General features: G+C 69.9%; 14 protein-coding genes. 7 read left to right on the top strand and 7 right to left on the bottom strand.

The window, feature by feature from the left end; all coding sequences use genetic code 11:
- Nucleotides 1–2: 2 nt before the first annotated feature.
- Nucleotides 3–551: a TerB family tellurite resistance protein gene (locus ABFS34_02495; protein ID MEN8374299.1), complete on the bottom strand. Its 549-nt coding sequence runs from the start codon at nucleotides 549–551 to the stop codon at nucleotides 3–5.
- A 109-nt stretch (nucleotides 552–660) separates the two neighbouring features.
- Between ABFS34_02495 and ABFS34_02490 the strand changes: the two genes are divergently transcribed.
- Nucleotides 661–2493 (top strand): hypothetical protein, encoded by a 1833-nt coding sequence (locus ABFS34_02490; GenBank protein ID MEN8374298.1) that lies wholly within the window; start codon nucleotides 661–663, stop codon nucleotides 2491–2493.
- Nucleotides 2494–2626: 133 nt separating this feature from the next.
- On the top strand, nucleotides 2627–4054 hold the full coding sequence (locus ABFS34_02485; GenBank protein MEN8374297.1) for an FAD-binding oxidoreductase: 1428 nt from the start codon (nucleotides 2627–2629) through the stop codon (nucleotides 4052–4054).
- Between the two features lie 15 nt (nucleotides 4055–4069).
- Here ABFS34_02485 and ABFS34_02480 read toward each other — a convergent pair whose 3' ends face one another.
- Nucleotides 4070–4501, bottom strand: a complete 432-nt coding sequence (locus tag ABFS34_02480; GenBank protein MEN8374296.1) for a CBS domain-containing protein — start codon at nucleotides 4499–4501, stop codon at nucleotides 4070–4072.
- 116 nt (nucleotides 4502–4617) lie between these two features.
- On the opposite strand from ABFS34_02480, the gene ABFS34_02475 reads away from it, so the two are divergent.
- Nucleotides 4618–5820 (top strand): family 16 glycoside hydrolase, encoded by a 1203-nt coding sequence (locus tag ABFS34_02475; GenBank protein MEN8374295.1) that lies wholly within the window; start codon nucleotides 4618–4620, stop codon nucleotides 5818–5820.
- Here the strand turns inward: ABFS34_02475 and ABFS34_02470 are convergent.
- Together ABFS34_02470 and ABFS34_02465 are read right to left on the bottom strand one after the other, a co-directional pair.
- Nucleotides 5804–6457, bottom strand: coding sequence for a DsbA family oxidoreductase (locus tag ABFS34_02470; protein ID MEN8374294.1), 654 nt, complete (start codon nucleotides 6455–6457; stop codon nucleotides 5804–5806). The two genes, ABFS34_02475 and ABFS34_02470, sit on opposite strands and share 17 nt — an antisense overlap.
- Complete coding sequence (locus ABFS34_02465; GenBank protein MEN8374293.1) at nucleotides 6454–8619, bottom strand: DUF885 family protein; 2166 nt, start codon at nucleotides 8617–8619, stop codon at nucleotides 6454–6456. Before ABFS34_02465 ends, ABFS34_02470 begins: the two co-directional genes overlap by 4 nt.
- Nucleotides 8620–8745: 126 nt before the next feature.
- On the opposite strand from ABFS34_02465, the gene ABFS34_02460 reads away from it, so the two are divergent.
- A complete protein-coding gene (locus ABFS34_02460) occupies nucleotides 8746–11196 on the top strand; it encodes a serine hydrolase (protein ID MEN8374292.1) in 2451 nt (816 codons plus the stop codon).
- 13 nt (nucleotides 11197–11209) lie between these two features.
- On the opposite strand, the gene ABFS34_02455 is transcribed toward ABFS34_02460, so the two are convergent.
- From ABFS34_02455 to ABFS34_02445, 3 genes are read right to left on the bottom strand one after another with little or no spacing between them, the layout of a single operon-like run.
- A complete protein-coding gene (locus ABFS34_02455; GenBank protein ID MEN8374291.1) occupies nucleotides 11210–11935 on the bottom strand; it encodes a thioredoxin family protein in 726 nt (241 codons plus the stop codon).
- Nucleotides 11932–12384: an SRPBCC domain-containing protein gene (locus ABFS34_02450; protein MEN8374290.1), complete on the bottom strand. Its 453-nt coding sequence runs from the start codon at nucleotides 12382–12384 to the stop codon at nucleotides 11932–11934. The genes ABFS34_02455 and ABFS34_02450 overlap by 4 nt, the downstream gene beginning before the upstream one ends.
- Nucleotides 12381–12758 (bottom strand): metalloregulator ArsR/SmtB family transcription factor, encoded by a 378-nt coding sequence (locus ABFS34_02445; GenBank protein ID MEN8374289.1) that lies wholly within the window; start codon nucleotides 12756–12758, stop codon nucleotides 12381–12383. Before ABFS34_02445 ends, ABFS34_02450 begins: the two co-directional genes overlap by 4 nt.
- A gap of 167 nt (nucleotides 12759–12925) precedes the next feature.
- Between ABFS34_02445 and ABFS34_02440 the strand changes: the two genes are divergently transcribed.
- The 3 genes from ABFS34_02440 (at nucleotide 12926) to ABFS34_02430 (ending at nucleotide 15542) form a co-directional block, all read left to right on the top strand.
- Complete coding sequence (locus ABFS34_02440; GenBank protein MEN8374288.1) at nucleotides 12926–13414, top strand: hypothetical protein; 489 nt, start codon at nucleotides 12926–12928, stop codon at nucleotides 13412–13414.
- 193 nt (nucleotides 13415–13607) lie between these two features.
- Nucleotides 13608–14456, top strand: coding sequence for a dienelactone hydrolase family protein (locus tag ABFS34_02435; protein MEN8374287.1), 849 nt, complete (start codon nucleotides 13608–13610; stop codon nucleotides 14454–14456).
- 150 nt (nucleotides 14457–14606) lie between these two features.
- Complete coding sequence (locus ABFS34_02430) at nucleotides 14607–15542, top strand: helix-turn-helix domain-containing GNAT family N-acetyltransferase (protein MEN8374286.1); 936 nt, start codon at nucleotides 14607–14609, stop codon at nucleotides 15540–15542.
- Nucleotides 15543–15791 lie beyond the last annotated feature (249 nt).

The following is a 15791-nucleotide window of genomic DNA, read 5'->3' as shown; positions in this document are numbered from 1 at the left end:
GATCAGCCCCCGGCGTTCTTCTTCGCCGCCGACAGGTAGCCCGGCTTGAGGTCCAGCAGGTTGGCGATCTTGCGGGTCAGGTACTGCTCGTGCTCGGCCACCACCCCATCGGCCAGCACCAGCCCCCACATGACCTCGGCCAGCACCATCTTCTGCCCCAGGTCGTAGTTCTCCTTCAGGATCGAAGTGAACTTGTAGTGATCGATGGCGCTGCGGCGCTCCACGTCAGCCACTTCGAGCAGCTTGCGGCCGGCCGAAGGAGGCAGCCGGAAGTGCCTCTCGAGCACCTCCTCCAGGTGGACCTGTTCGTCGTCGGTGAACTCGCCGTCGGCGTACGCGACCTCGAGCAGCAGCGTGCAGGCGGCCAGGTGGACGGGGTTGATGTCGGGGTGGTCGGGCGATGCCGCGGCCTCGGCTGATGCCGCGTCGTCGGAGGCAGACGCCTCGTCGGCGGCGGAGTCGGCCTGGTCCGTCTTGCCCCCGAGCAGGGATTTGATCGCGTCGAGCAACATGCGGGTGTGTCCTTCGCGGCCGATGGGCAACCAGTTCAAATCTCGAACGAGTTGGTTGGTACCGAAAAGAGAGCGGCAGGTTCGGGGGGAACACCGAATCGGACGGGGTGTTTGACGCGCCGCCGCCGCCGCGCGACTCGAGGAAGCCATGCCACCGACCCCCCGACCGGCGCTCCCGAGATCACTGCTCGTGGGTGTGCTCGGCGTGACCGCCTGCGGTCCTCCGCCCGACGAAGTGTCCTCCCTGCCCGACCATCCATCCTCTTTGGCACGTCTGACGAGCCTCCCCGGCGACGAGACTCAGCCGGTCTTTTCACCTGACGGGGACCGGGTCGCCTTCACCAGCGACGAGCGCGGCAACCGGGACATACGCGTCGTGGAAGTGGCCACCGGAGAGCTCACGGCGGTCGCCGTCTCGGACGCCGACGAAGGCGAGCCGGCGTGGTCGCCCGATGGGTCCAGGATCGCGTTCGTATCGATCGCCGGGGGCGCATCCGCGGTGTGGCTCACACCGGCGGGAGGCGGCCCTCCGAGCCGCGTGACCGACCCCGCCGACCGGGCCGGCCGTCCGCGCTGGTCCCCCGACGGGGAGTGGATAGCGTTCGCGGGACGCGCCGAGCACGGGAACCAGACCTGGATCGCGCGCCCGGACGGCGCGGACAGGCGCCGACTCACCGGCCCGGGCGCGGACCACGTCCCCTACGGCTGGTCGCCCGACGGGAGGCACGTGCTGGTGATCCGTTACGGCGAGGAGCAGGACGTGTTCGGAGTGCCCGTCGATGGTGGCGACTGGGTCCGGATAACGACCCACGCGGGCGAGGAGTGGTGGCCCCAGTGGTCGCCCGTCGGCGACCGCGTCGTCTTCTATACGACGTGGGACGACGAGATGACGGAGGTTTGGAGCGCCGACGTCGCGACCGGCGAGCTCACGCGCGTGACCGACCTGCCGGTCGAGGATTTTCGTCCCACCTGGTCGCCCGACGGCGCCTGGATCGCCTACTCCTCGGACCGCGTATCCAAGTCGGGCGTGTGGGTTTCCAGCGCGGACGGGACCGTGGCGGTGCCCATCGCGACCGACGGGCGGGCCGGCGGACTCCACTCCTGGTCGCCGGACGGCCGCCGGCTGGCGTTCAGCTACCTGCGCTCCAAGGAGCAGATCTTCGTGGTGTCGACGGACGGCGGAGACCCCGAGCCGCTGACCGACGGTGGCCGGGACGCCGTGGAGGCGGTGGCTTCGCCGGACGGCTCGCGCATAGCGTTCGAGTCGACCGACGTGGGCACCGAGGCCGACCTTTTCGTGCTCGACGTCGGCTCCGGCGCCGTCACTCGCCTGACGGAGGAAATCACCTACAACGCCCGGCCTGCGTGGTCTCCCGACGGCGCCATGATCGCGTTCGAGCGCAGCCCGGGGGGCGGCCCGCGCACCACCCAGGTGGGGCTGCTGGAGTTGGCGACGGGCGAGATCCGCACCGTGACCGAGCACGGCTACGTGCGCCAGCCCGTCTGGTGCGGCGGGACCGTCGTGTACACGCGCGAGCATTCGCGCGCGGCCGAGGGGCCGGACCAGTTGTGGGCGATCGACCCCGCGGGCGGGAGCCCCACGCGCCTCACCGACGGTCCGGGGGACAAGAGGACCAGCGACTGCGCCGCGGACGGGGCGCTCCTTTACGCCGTGGAAGGGGTGATCAGACGCGCGCTGGTCGTCGCCGGACGCCTGGAATCGGAGACGCGCGTGGGGGCGGGGGAGGGCGCGCGCTGGTCGCCAGACGGCGCCCGCATCGCGTTCCTGTCGACCAGGGACGGGGCGCCCGACCTCTACGTCGCTATGCTGGGCGGCGAGGTGCGTCGCGTGACCGACACGCCGGGCAGCGAGTCGTGGCCCGATTGGCTGGGCGATCGACTCATCTACGGCGCCAATCCGGGTGGGCGCGACATCTGGATTGCCGACACGGAGTCGATGCTGGGCGCGGTGAGACCATAGGTGCGCGAGTCGGAGTCAGCCCCGGCTCACGCTTCGTTGCTCGGCCGGACCGCCAGCCGTATTTAGAGGGTCCGGCCACGCGGCGCTCACTCAGGAGACGCCGTGAACGCCGCCAACCCTACCGGAGACCCTCATGCCGGATGTCACTTTTCGTACGATCGACGGCGGCGAGATCACCGTCGCCGAGGCCGAGGTGCAGGCGCTGGGCGCGGGTTTTTCCGGGCGCCTTCTGAGCGCCGCCGACGACGACTACGACGAGTCGCGTGCCATCTGGAACGCCATGATCGATCGCTGGCCGGTGCTGATCGCCCGGTGCGCGGATGCGGACGACGTCGCCGCCGCGCTCGCGCTGGCGGCCCGGCATCGGCTGCTCGTGTCCGTGCGCGGAGGCGGCCACAACATCGCCGGCAACGCGGTGTGTGACGGCGGCCTGATGATCAGCCTGGAGGACATGAACGGCGTGGAGGTGGACGCCGAGACGCGCACCGCACGGGTGGGGCCGGGCGCCACGCTGGGAGACTTCGACGCCGCCGTGCAGGCTCACGGCCTGACCACCCCCGCGGGGATCAACTCGACCACCGGGATCGCCGGATTCACGCTGGGTGGGGGCTTCGGCTGGCTGAGCCGCCGCTACGGCATGACCATCGACAATCTGCTGTCCGCGGACGTGATCCTGCCCTCCGGCCGCCGCGTGCGCGCCAGCGCGGAGGACGAGCCCGACCTGTTCTGGGCGATTCGAGGCGGGGGCGGCAATTTCGGCGTCGTCAGCTCGTTCGAATTTCGCCTGTATCCGGTGGGCCCGGAGATCCTGGCCGGGCTCATCGTGCACCCGGGCGACGATGCGGGCGACTTTCTGCGCTTCTACCGGAAGTTCGCGCCCACGCTGGGGGACGACACGTCGGCCTGGGTGGTGCTGCGCCAGGCGCCGCCGCTGCCCTTCCTGCCGGAGGAGTGGCACGGCCGGAACGTGGTCGTGGTCCCGGCCTTCCACGGAGGCGACATGGCGGAAGGCGAGCGCGCGCTGCAGCCGCTACGCGATTTCGGCAGCCCCATCGCGGACGTGATCGGCCCCACGCCCTACGTGGACTGGCAGCAGGCTTTCGACCCGCTACTGACCCCGGGCGCGCGCAACTACTGGAAGTCGCACGATTTCCTGGAGCTGTCCGACGGCTTCCTGGACGCGTTCGTGAGCGCCGCCGGCAGGCTTCCCACCCCGGAGTGCGAGCTCTTCTTGGCGCAGGTGGGCGGCGAGATGGGTCGCATTGCCCCGGACGCCACGGCGTACCCGAACCGCGACGTGAATTACATCATGAACGTGCACGCCCGCTGGCAGGACCCGGCTGTGGACGATGAGTGCGTTCGTTGGGCGAGGGAGCTCTTCGATGCGACGGCGCCGCACGCGACCGGCAGCGCCTACGTGAATTTCATGCCCGAGGACGAAACGGACGCGGTGCAGCGCGCCTACGGAGACCACTTCGCGCGCCTGGCGGCGCTCAAGGCGCGCTACGACCCCGACAATCTGCTGCGCATGAACCAGAACATCGCGCCCGCGGTCGAATAGCCGCGCGCGTCGTGCCTACCTGGCGCCCTGGATGTAGGCCCTGAGCTGCTGGTTCTCGTTCTGGGCCTCGAGTCGCACGGTGTTCACGACGTCCCCGATCGACACGATCCCCGTCAGCGCGCCGTTCACGACGATCGGCAGGTGGCGGATCCGGTGCTCGGTCATCACGTGCATCACGTGGTCGATGTCGTCATCGGGGCTCGCCGTGATGAGTTCGTGCGTCATCACGGCCTCGACGACCTCGGTCGTGAGGTGGCTGGGGTCCTCCGCGCCCACCCGCAGCACGTCGCGCTCGGTGAGGATGCCCACCGGCGCGGCTCCTCGCACCACCACCACGCCGCCGATGCGGTGCTTCATGAGCAGCCGCATGGCCTCCAGCACGGTGGCGTCCGGGTGGATGGTGACTACGGAATCGCCCTTCCGCTGAAGAATCGTGGAGATCTTCATGGGTTCCTCCTTTGCTCGGGCCCGGGCCGCTTCCACGAGCCCTGGTCAACCCCCATGCATCCAAAATTGTCCAGACAGGGGAAGCGAGACAAGCACGAAGCCTCGGGAGACCGACCATGAACGCAGCGTTTCCGCCCGCTAGCCCAACGCCCGCGCGCACGGATCGCGTCGACTCCAGCGGCCCGGCGTTGCCGGCTTTCGCCGCCGCGCTGGCGTTGATCGCGCTGGCGGCGGCGCCGGTGACCGGCCAGGAGGTCAGGCTCGACCTCGACGACCCGGCGTGGTCCTTCGATAGAGAGGCCGAAGTCCGCGACGTGGACGGCGCGCCCGCGCTGGTGCTTCGCTCCGGCGTGGCGTTGCGCGAGGACATCGACTTCCGCGACGGCACCATCGAGTTCGAGATGCGCCCGACGGACCGGCGCGCGTTCCTGGGCGTCGTCTTCCGGACGCAGGAGAACGGAGACGGCGAGGACGTCTACCTGCGTCTGCACAAGACCGGCCTGGCGGATGCCACCCAGTACACCCCCGACTACGGCGGCCGCGGGCAGTGGCAGATCTACCACGGCCCGGACGCCACCGCGCCCGCGCGCTTCGCCGCGCGCGAGTGGCAGAGGGTTCGCATCGAGGTGCGCGGCTCGCAGGCGGCGCTGTTCGTGGGCGACGCGGAGGAGCCGCAATTGGTCGCCGATCGCCTGCGCGCCGGCGTCGAGCGCGGCTTCATCGCGTTCTGGGGCAACCACCCCGGCGCCACCGGGGATGACCCGCCCACCGCCGCGGTGCGCGACATCGTGATCCGCCACGGTGAGACCAGCTACGCATTCGAGCCGCCCGCCGTCGAGAAGGAGCTGCCCGGCATCATCGGGCGGTGGGCGCTGAGCGGCACCTTCGCGCGGTCCGGCGACGACGTGCTGGAGCTGCCCGACCCGGTGCCGTCGGGGTGGCGCGCGGTGGGGGTAGCGGAGAACGGCGTGCTGGAGCTCGACCGCCACGCCGGGCGCGTCCAGGGCGGCATCAGCGCGGTGCTCGCTGGCGTGCGCATTCGCTCAGCGGACGCGCGCACCGTGCGCCTGCGCCTCGGCTTCAGCGACGACGCCAGCGTCTTCCTGAACGGGCGCCTGATAGCCACCATGCGCAACGCGTTCAGCACCAACTTTCCGCGGCGCCAGGGGCTGCTGCTGCAGGAGCAGGCGGCGGTCTACCTGCCGCTGGACGCGGGGGACAACACGCTGGTGATAGCGGTGGGCGAGATCTTCGGGGGCTGGGGCCTGTACGGCAGGATAGCGGACCGGGAGGGGCTGGAGATCACCCCTCTGGAGTAGCCTCCGAGACTTCCTCGGCGAGAGCTCGCTCGGCGCCGCGCCGCAGCACCTCCACCGGTTGCGCGCCCGCCGTGCCGTAGCGGCCGCCGAACACGAAGGTGGGCGTGCCGTTGATGCCCAGCCGCATGGCGTCGGCGAACGTGTCCGCTATCGCGCGGTCGTAGCGGCCGCTGTCGAGCGCCGCGTCCAGCTCCGCGCCGTCCAGGCCGGCGCCCTCCACGACTTCGCGCAGCACCGCGCGGTCGCCGATGTTGCGGCCCTCCGCGAAGTAGGCGCGGAAGAGCGCGGCGTGGACGGCTGGGAAGGCGTCGGGGTGCTCGGTCTGCGCCCAAGTGCCGGCGGCGAGCGCCTCATGGGTGTTGGCCACCAGCGGCCTCTGCGCCACCTCGAGCCCCTCGGCGGCGGCGTTGTGACGCAGGCTCTCCATCATCGCCGCCCAGACCTCCGGGGTGTAGTGCAGATCCTCCACCGGCATGCCCTCGGCGGGCACCTCGGGGTGGATCTCGAAGGGCCGCCAGCGGACCTCCAGCGTCACCTCTTCCGCCAGCTCCGCGCGCAGCTTCTCCAGCCGCGCCCAGCCCACGTAGCACCACGGGCACGTGTAATCGCTGTAGACCTCGACCTCGAGCGACCTCACGACCCGTCCAGCCCCCTGATCCTCTCGACGAGATCCCGCGCCAGCTCGTTCGGCACGGGAATCGTCAGGTTGTAGTGCGCCACCTTCCAGTCCCCGTCCGCGCGCACCAGCACGCCGGTGCCGCGCGTTTCGCCCAGGTTGGCGTTGTCCAGCCGCTCGTCGAACCACGCGGTGGCGCCATCGGCCGAGAAGAAGACGTGCCGCTCGGTGACCGTGTAGGTCCAGCCGCGGCCCTCCGAGAACGGCGCGCGCGCGTAGTCCCTGAACTCGCCGATCGTCCAGCGCTCGGTGGCGTCGGTGCCCATGAACACCGCGTCCTCGGTGTACACGCCGAAGTAGCGGTCGAAGTCGGCGGCCGACGCGGCCGCGTGCAGCTCGTCGAGCACCGCGACCACGGCGACGGTCTGGTCGGCCTCCACTTCCTGTTCGGCGATCCAGCGCTCCACCTGCTCGCCCAGCATCGTCAGCGAAATCGTGCCGTTCTGCAGGACCAGGTCGTGGAATCCGCGCAGGTCGAACCCGTCGCCCAGTCGCCCCTCGGCGTCCGCGCGCAGCCGCTGGATCTCCAGCGAGCCGATCAGGTACGCCGTCGCCTGGCCGGGCACCGCGATGTAGCGGTCCACCTCGTAGTCGATCGACGAGCGCGCCTCGGCGGTGTTCTCCAGCATGTACGTGACGGCCTGCTCGCGGGTCCACCCGAGCGCGTGCATGCCCGGATCCACCACCAGCCGCGCGGCGCGCAGCGCTTCGTTGGAGAGCATCCCCAGGCGGTCGATGTCGCCCGTGTAGAGCCCCAGCTCGTCGGCCAACCGCTCGGTGTAGAGCGCCCAGCCCTCGCCCATGCCCGAGTTGTAGAAGTACTTGAGCACCGGGTGCGCGCCGCCGCTCGCCAGCACCACCTGCGCCTGCATGTGGTGACCCGGCCAGGACTCGTGGAACGCGGTGGCCTCCAGCCCCGCCTTGCTCAGCTCCTCGGGGGCGTAGGTGCCGAGCTGGTAGACGCCTGGCTGGCCGACCGGGCCGGCGCTGTAGAAGCCGCCGCCGGTGCGCTTCTGGAACGCGGGGTAGGGTCGGATCTCCACCTCGGCGTCGGGCACGAAGCCGAACGCCCGCGGCATGGCGGCCTCGGCGCGCGCCACCGCGTCGCCCGTGTAGGCGAGGATCCCCTCCTCGGAGCGGAAGGTGAAGTCCGGGCCCTGCGCCAGCCGCAGCGCCTCCTTCACGTCGGTGGTGCCGAACATGCGCTGGGCGATGGCGCGCATCTCGCCCTGGATCCGCTCCATCTCGCGCAATCCGGTCTGGTGGATCTCCTGGGCCGGGATGTCCAGCGTGACGTAGTGACGCACCGAAGCCCGGTAGCACTCGGCGCCGTCGGGGTTGGCCGATACGCCGACGGTTTCGCGCGCGGACGGCGCGTACATGCCCGCCAGGTAGTCGTGGTAGCGCCTGATCGCCGGAATCACCTCGTCGTCGACCGCCTCCGCGAGCGCGGCCGCGAAGTCCTCGTCGTCCGCGCGCGAGGCTGGCCCGGTGAAGGGCGATTCGTCCGCGGAGAGCGCGAGCAGCGCGCCCGCCTGCTCGATGACCGCGTCGACGTCGGCGCGCGCCGCGACGTAGCCCGCCTCGGCGCCCGCGCTCAGGTTCGCGATCTCGGTGTCCAGGTAGCGCGCGATGTCGCGCACCCGCGCCAGCGCGGCGGCGCGGTTGGCTTCGGTGTCCACCGGCTGCTGGCCGAGCACGGTGGGGAACGCCTCGGGCCAGCCGGTCCACGTGGGGCTCACGTTCCACAGCTCCAGCCGGCACACGCGTCGGCCTTCCGAGGCCTCCAGCCGGTCCAGCGCGTAGGCGTAGGGGATCTCGGCGTCGGTGCCCGCGAGCTCCGCGGGGTCGATCGCGCGTAGCTCCGCGAGCAGGCCGTCCTCGGTGGCGGCCCACGCCGCCAGCGCCTCCGCCGAGCGGTCGCTCCAGCGGTCCGCGGGCGCGCCCGAGTAGCCCGCCTCGAAGGCCTCCTCGGGGAACTGCTCGAAGTATGCCTCGGCGTAGCGGTCGGCGGCGGCGAGCGCGCGTGCTTCGGGGGAATCGCCGGCATCCGCGCAGGCGGCCAGCAGGGCCGCGCACGCAACGAGAACGGTGCCGCGCCACGGGCGATGATCGAGCGACATCGAATTCCTCCAGGAGGTGTGCACCAGGTTCCGGGGCAACCTAAGCGGCCGGTGAAGTAAACGCCCCCGGCCGTCGTACTGAGGGCCGTTGGGAGCAAACGCGCACACGTGCACGCACGAGGAACCATGACCCGCACCAACCCCAGGTCCGTAGCTCTGCCATTCACCGCCCTGTCGCTTCTCGTCGCCGCGTTAGCCGCACCGACGGCCACCCCGCTGGCTGCCCAGGAAGTCGCCGCCCAGGAAGTCTCCGAACCGGCGGCCAGGCGCGCAGAGGTGGGCGTCGCCGTGGCGGATTCGCTGCCTGGCGACGCCACGCACGCGTTCACGCTCGACCTGGGCGCGGACACCTACGTGCGCGGCGCGGTCGAGCAGATCTCGCTGGACGTGGTGGTCACCATTCTGGGCCCGGACGGCGAAGCCGTAGGCCGCTTCGACGGCCCCGCCCGCGGCGAGGAATTCTTCGCGTTCGACGCCGAGGAGCCGGGCGTCTACCGCATCGAGGTCTCTCCCTTCGAGGAGCAGACCGGGCGCTACGAGTTCGCGCTGGCGCTGGTGGAGCCGATCGCCGCCGATACGGGCGTGCGCGTGGATCAGCTCATGGCGCGCTTCGAGCGGCCCGGCTCTCCGGGCGGCGTGGTGGGCGTCGTGCAGGACGGAGAACTCGTGTTCGCCAAGGGCTACGGCCTGGCCAACCTGTCGCACGAGCTGCCGTTCACGGTGGACACGCGCACCAACATCGGCTCCACCTCCAAGCAGTTCACCGCGTTCGCGATCCACCTCCTGGCGCAGCGCGGCGAGCTGTCGCTGGACGATGACGTGCGCGCGCACCTGCCCGACCTCAAGGAGTTCGACGAGACGATCACGCTGCGGCACCTGCTCTCGCACGCGAGCGGCTACCGCGAGTTCCTGAACCTGCTGGCGATGGGTGGCCGGGTCCTGAACTACGACTACGTGGATCGCGCCGAGTTGATCGACATCGTCAACCGTCAGCCCGAGCTGCAGAACGCCCCGGGCGCCGAGTGGAACTACAACAACACCGGCTTCGGGCTGCTCGCGCAGGTGGTGGAGAAGGTGGGCGGCAAGCCGTTCCCGGAGTGGATGCGCGAGAACGTGTTCCTGCCGCTGGGCATGGAGCACACCATGGTGCGCGCGGACCCGCGCACGATCGTGCCGGGCGCGTCCATGGGTTACGTGACCGAAGACGGCGCCTACAAGGAGGCGTCGGACCTGAGCGGCGCGGCCGGTGCCGGCGGTATCTACTCGACCGTGGGCGACCTGGCGATCTGGATGGCCAACTACTTCGAGCCGGAGTTGGGCGGGGAGGACATCGTCGGGCAGATGATGACCCGCTACGTGCTCACCGACGGTGACACGACGGGCTACGGGCAGGGCCTGTTCGTCGACGAGTTCCGCGGCCTGCGGCGCGTGCACCACGGCGGCGCCGACGTTGCGCACCGTTCGGGCTTCTTCATGTTCCCGGACCTCGACGCCGGCCTCATCGTGCAGAGCAACTACGCGTCGTTCCCCGGTGCGATTTCAGCGCAGGTGGCCGAGGCGTTCTTCGGCGACCGGTTCGTCGAGGACGAGTCCGAGGCCGTGGCGGTGTCCGACGAGGCGTACGACCCTGCCGACTTCGACCCGGAGGTCTTCGACGACTACGCCGGGCGCTATTCGCTGGAGGAGATGCCCGCGTTCGTGCTCACGTTCCGGCGCGACGAGTCGACATTCCACATCCAGGGCACGGGCCAGCCCGAGCTGGAGATAGCGCCGACCTCCGACTCGACCTTCAAGATCGTGATCGTGGACGCTCACGTGACCTTCCACCGCGAGGACGACGGCTCGGTGGGCCGGCTGACGCTGAACCAGAACGGCGTCCACCCGGCGACGCGGGTCGAGGGCGACCCGCTGACCGAGGAGCAACTCGCCGAGTACGTGGGCCGCTTCTACGGCGAGGAGGTCGAGGCGTACTGGGAGATCGTGGCCCGCGACGGCGAGCTGGTGGTGACGCACCGTCGCATGGACGACGTGACGCTCACCCCCAACCCGGGCAAGGAGGATTCGTTCGGCGGCGGCTTCCCGTTCGCCACCCTCGACTTCGAGCGCGGCGATGGCGGCGCGGTGACCGGGTTCAACGCCGCCAACGGGCGCACGCGCGACGTCCGGTTCGTCCTCGCCGCGCCGGTGACCGCCGTCGCCCAGGACGACTCCGCCGAGGCGGAGGTCCTGGAGGTCGTCCACGCCTTCCATGCGGCGCTCGAGGCGGGGGACAGCGCGGCAGCCATCGCCCGGATGCACCCCGACGTGACGATCTACGAGAGCGGCCACGCGGAGACGCTGGCCGAGTACCGCGCCGGGCACATGCCGGGCGACATGGCCTTCGCGGCCGCCACCGATCGTGTGGTCAGCGAGGAGTCGGTCGCGGTGCTGGGCGACGCCGCTCTGTACACGAGCCAGGCGCACACCACCGGGGCGTGGCGCGACCGGGAGATCGACTCACGAGGCACGGAGAGCATGCTGCTGGTACGCACCTCCGATGGCTGGCGTATCCGCCACGTCCACTGGTCGTCCCGCTGATAGGGGGCGGGCGTCAGTCCTCGTACTGGTCCCGCCGCCGGATCCACGCCTGCGTGTATGGCAGATCCCCCTCGTCCCGTCCGCTGGGCGTGAGGTCGAGGATCTGGTAGGCGCCGTTGAAAATGTCCAGCCCACGGGCGAACGCCGAGTACGCGTGCGCGACGCCGCCGCCGGCCAGACGAGCAAACACGCTGAGCCCCGGAGCTTCGGTCGAAGGAAAGGCGCTGAGGGTGAAGTTGTAGTCGACCCCGCCCGCCTCGAGCTCCTGCGGGGTGAAGGTGACCGCGAAGTCCCGGTTGAAGTCCGTGCCCAGCGACGACACCCACTTGAAGCTCCAGCCCATGCGCTCCCGGTAGGCCTCTATCTTCTCCACCGACGTGTTCGATACGGCGAGCAACGTCGTGTCCCGGTGCGCCAGGTGGACGTCGATGCGGTCGAAGTTGTCGGCCCAGAACGAGCAACTCGGGCAGCCCTCCTCCCAGTCCGGGCCGAACATGAAGTGATACACGACCAGTTGGCCTCTGCCGGCGAACAGGTCGGCCAGCGACTGGACGCCCTCCGTCGTCCGGAACTCGTAGTCCTCGTCGACGCGCACCCAGGGCAGCGCGTGGCGCTTCGCGGCCAGCGCGTCCAGCGCCTTGCTCATCGCCTTTTCCTCGGCGAGTAGCTGCCTGCGCGCGGCCAGCCAGTCGACGCGCGATACCAAGGGACGGAGCTCGACCAGGGATTGAGCGCTCATCGTGCGCTCCTTCGCTCGATCGCGTCCACGTGCGAACCCCAGCCTTCGCGCAGACCGTCGGGGAGGTCGTCGGGGATGGGTCCGAAGGCGGAGTGCACGAACCGCAGCGTCGTCTTTCCGCCTTCCTCCGTCAGCCGATACAGGACGTTGTTGGTCACGGGCAGCGACATGAAGAGCGGCCCGGTGAGCTCCAGCAGCGCCGGTGGCTTGATCGATTGCACGTGGCCCCAGAGGTGGCCGGTGTCGTTGGACAGATCACGGTACCATCGCCCTCCGGGGAAGGTCTCCAGTTTCAGGCCCAAAGGGGTCGAATCCCGCCCGAGGAAGCCCGGCCCCACTTCGGTCAGCACCGCCTCCCATACCGCGCCGATCGGTGCGTCGATCAGGCGCTCCAACTCGATCGTGAACTCTCCGCTCATCGGCTTCGTCTCGGTAATCTGGGTAGTCATCCATCCTCCAGGGGTTGGTCGGTATTAGACGGGTGCGAGTGCGGCCGAGAAGCTCGGCCTGATTCGGCGCGCTCCTGGATCGCGTCCAGGTGCCGGTGCCACAGGCGCTCACACTCGCTTATCCAGCTTTGCACGGGGTCGAGCGCGTCCCGGTTGGCGGAGTAGAATCGCCGCCGTCCCTCCTGCCGAACGTGCACCAGGTCCACCTCCCGCAGGATACGCAGATGCTTCGAAACGGAGGGCTGATCCATGCGCAGTCCCTCCACGACCTCGTTCACGGAGCGCTCCTCAGCGCACACGAACGCGAAGATCGCGCGTCGCCGCGGCTCGGCGATGGCGCTATAGACGTCGGTTGCGGCGGCGGTCCGTGGCATGGTTTTCAACATATGCTGAATCGGGCATATGTCAACTGAGCCGGAGGGCCGTAGTAGGTGGGCGACGGCCGGCTTTGGTCGCGACCAGGACGATTGCGGCGCGGTTGCACCTGGGTCATCCTGGAGGAAGGGACACCCACGATCCCCGGGGACCTCAGGAGGAACCCATGACGCGCTTCACATTCGCCGCGTTCGCGGCGGCCGCGCTCGTCTTTGCTCAACCGGCGAGCGGCATCGCACAGCAGATGGATGGGGGCGGCTACGTCGTTTACGTCCCGTCCCACGATCAGGCCACGGAGCTGCCCGACGGTAGGCTCCGGACCAGCGACGCGCTCAAAGGGGTCGTCATCGCCGACGATCCCGAGAACCCCTTCCACCTGATGTCGCAGGACTGCGCCGGCACCGGCTTGGCGACCGCCGATGGCATGCCGATTCGCACAGCCGGCTACTGCGCCGGCCGCGACGGCGAGGGCAACATGTGGTGGCTGGCCTACTGGAACGACGCCGAGGGGGGCACGTGGACGATCCTGGGCGGTACAGGTACGTTCGAGGGCATGGAAGGCGGCGGCACGACGCAGGTCGTAGCGATGGGCGATGACGGGCGCTTCACGATCCGCTGGGAGGGCAGCTGGACGATGGGCGCGATGGACGACTGACTGACGGCGCGCAGGTAGCGCACCCAATACGGAAAGGCCCGGCCGCTAGAGAGGAGCTGTCGGGCCTTTTCATGACTCGGCCAATCGCCGTCAGGAACTCGCCAAGCCCCTCGCCCGTTGGTGCGATGGTCGCTAGGCTCGGTGTCTCGCGCCGGGTAGCCGGCGGAACGCGCAACCAGGAATCGTGGATCCCATGAGAAAACTCCTCGTGTCCCTCCTGACTCTCGCGCTGGTCGGCTGCGCGGATACCGCGGACCAGCAGGCCGCGGACGCGCCGGCGGGAGAAGCCGTCGAGGCCCAGGCCGCGCCCGACGTCGTCGGCGAAGAGGTCGCCTACGAGGTCGACGGCGTGGCGCTCACCGGCTACATCGCCTACGACGCCAACCGCACCGGCGAGCGCCCGGGCGTGCTGGTGGTGCACGAGTGGTGGGGACACAACGACTACGTGCGCGAGCGAGCGCGCATGCTCGCCGAGATGGGCTACACCGCGCTGGCGCTGGACATGTACGGCGACGGCAAGCAGGCTGAACACCCCGGCGACGCGCAGACCTTCATGATGGAGGTGCTGAACGACATGGAGGCGGGCGCGGCGCGCTTCGACGCGGCCCTGGCCCTGCTCCAGGACCACGCCACCACGGATCCGTCGGCGATGGCGGCGATCGGCTACTGTTTCGGCGGCGGCGTGGCGCTGGACATGGCGCGGCGCGGCCGCGACCTGGACGCGGTGGCGAGCTTCCACGGCTCGCTGGCCACCGAGTCGCCGGCGGGCATGGCCGACATCACCGCCCGCCTGTTCGTCGCCCACGGCGCCGACGACCCCTTCGTGCCGCCCGCGGAAGTCGAGGCCTTCCAAGCCGAGATGGAGGCCGCCGGCGCCGACCTGCGCTTCGTCGCCTACCCCGGCGCCGTCCACGCCTTCACCAATCCGGTTGCTACGGCGAAGGGCGAGGAGTTCGGCTTGCCGCTGGCCTACAACGAGGCCGCGGACCAGCAGAGCTGGGCCGAGCTGGAGGCGTTCCTCGACGAGGTCTTCGGGGGGTAGATGGTCGAGTTCTCATCGGGAAGCTCGATGGCAGGTCCCTGAGTCTCCCCTGCACCATGAGCAGTGCGCATCGCCCCTTGGGCAGATGGTTGCCAAGAGCAACTAATCGTATTATTCAAGCAATGGACCTTACGATGCGTCGGAGGCTTCATGGACCAGGTTCAACTCCCTCAGAGGGTCGAGTCGGTACGGCGATTCAATCGTTTCTATACCCGCCAGATCGGGCTGCTAGAGGAACGGCTTCTGCGGACGGAGTTCTCGCTTTCCGAGGGGCGCGTCCTGTACGAACTGGCCCACCACGAGCACACGACCGCTACGCACCTGGCCGACGAGCTGGGGCTCGACGCCGGCTATCTGAGCCGGATCCTGAGCGCGTTCGGGCGCAAGGGTCTGATCAGCAAACAACCCTCGGAGGAGGACCGTCGCAGGCAACTCCTGTCGCTCACCCGAGCCGGTCAGGAAGCTTTCGCCAGGCTCAACGCCTCCTCTCGCGACTCGATCGAGGCCTTGCTTCGGGAGCTCGAGGAGGCCGAGCAGCGCAAGCTGACCGATGCGATGGCCAGCATCGAGGATCTGCTCGGGGCCGGCTCCGAGCACCGCGTGCCCTACATCCTGCGCCCGCACCAGGCCGGCGACATGGGCTGGGTCGTACAGCGCCACGGTGCCCTTTACAACCGCGAGTACCGCTGGGACGAATCCTTCGAGGCGCTCTGCGCGGAGATCGCGGCGGCGTTCCTGCGCGACTTCGACCACAAGCGCGAGCGCTGCTGGATCGCCGAGAAGGCAGGCGAGAACGTCGGCTCGGTCTTCCTGGTCAAGCACCCGGAGCGCGAGGGAGTGGCTCGCCTGCGCCTGCTCCTGGTCGACCCCAAGGCACGTGGCCTGGGGATCGGAGCTCGACTGGTGCACGAGTGCACGCGCTTCGCCCGGCAGGCCGGCTACTCGACGATCACCCTCTGGACGTACAGCGTCCTCGCCTCGGCGCGCCGCATCTACCAAGCCGAAGGCTACGAGCTGATGAGCGAAGAAGAGGACCGCGCCTTCGGCCACGACCTCGTGAGCCAGCACTGGGACCTGGCGCTGTGAGGTAGGACTCGCTCGGCTGGGCGTACCCGCGCTCGGCCATGCCCAGGGCGGCCCAGGCGCAGGCGGCTTCTCACTTCGGCGCGCGTCGCCCACGCAGCCATGCCCGGGCGCGGCCTACCCCGCGCCGGCCGCCGCTTGTTCGGCTGTCTCGGCGTCGGCCTCGAGCGCTTCGCGCGCCCGTGCCTCGACGGGCCAGGGCACGAGCGAGTCGCGCGTCCAGCGCGCCGCGCCGCTTCTGTGCAGCGGCAG

The sequence above is a fragment of the Gemmatimonadota bacterium genome (assembly GCA_039715185.1).
Taxonomy (GTDB): domain Bacteria; phylum Gemmatimonadota; class Gemmatimonadetes; order Longimicrobiales; family RSA9; genus DATHRK01.
Note: the sequence above shows the minus strand (reverse complement) of the source record. Positions and strands in the feature narration are given on the sequence as shown.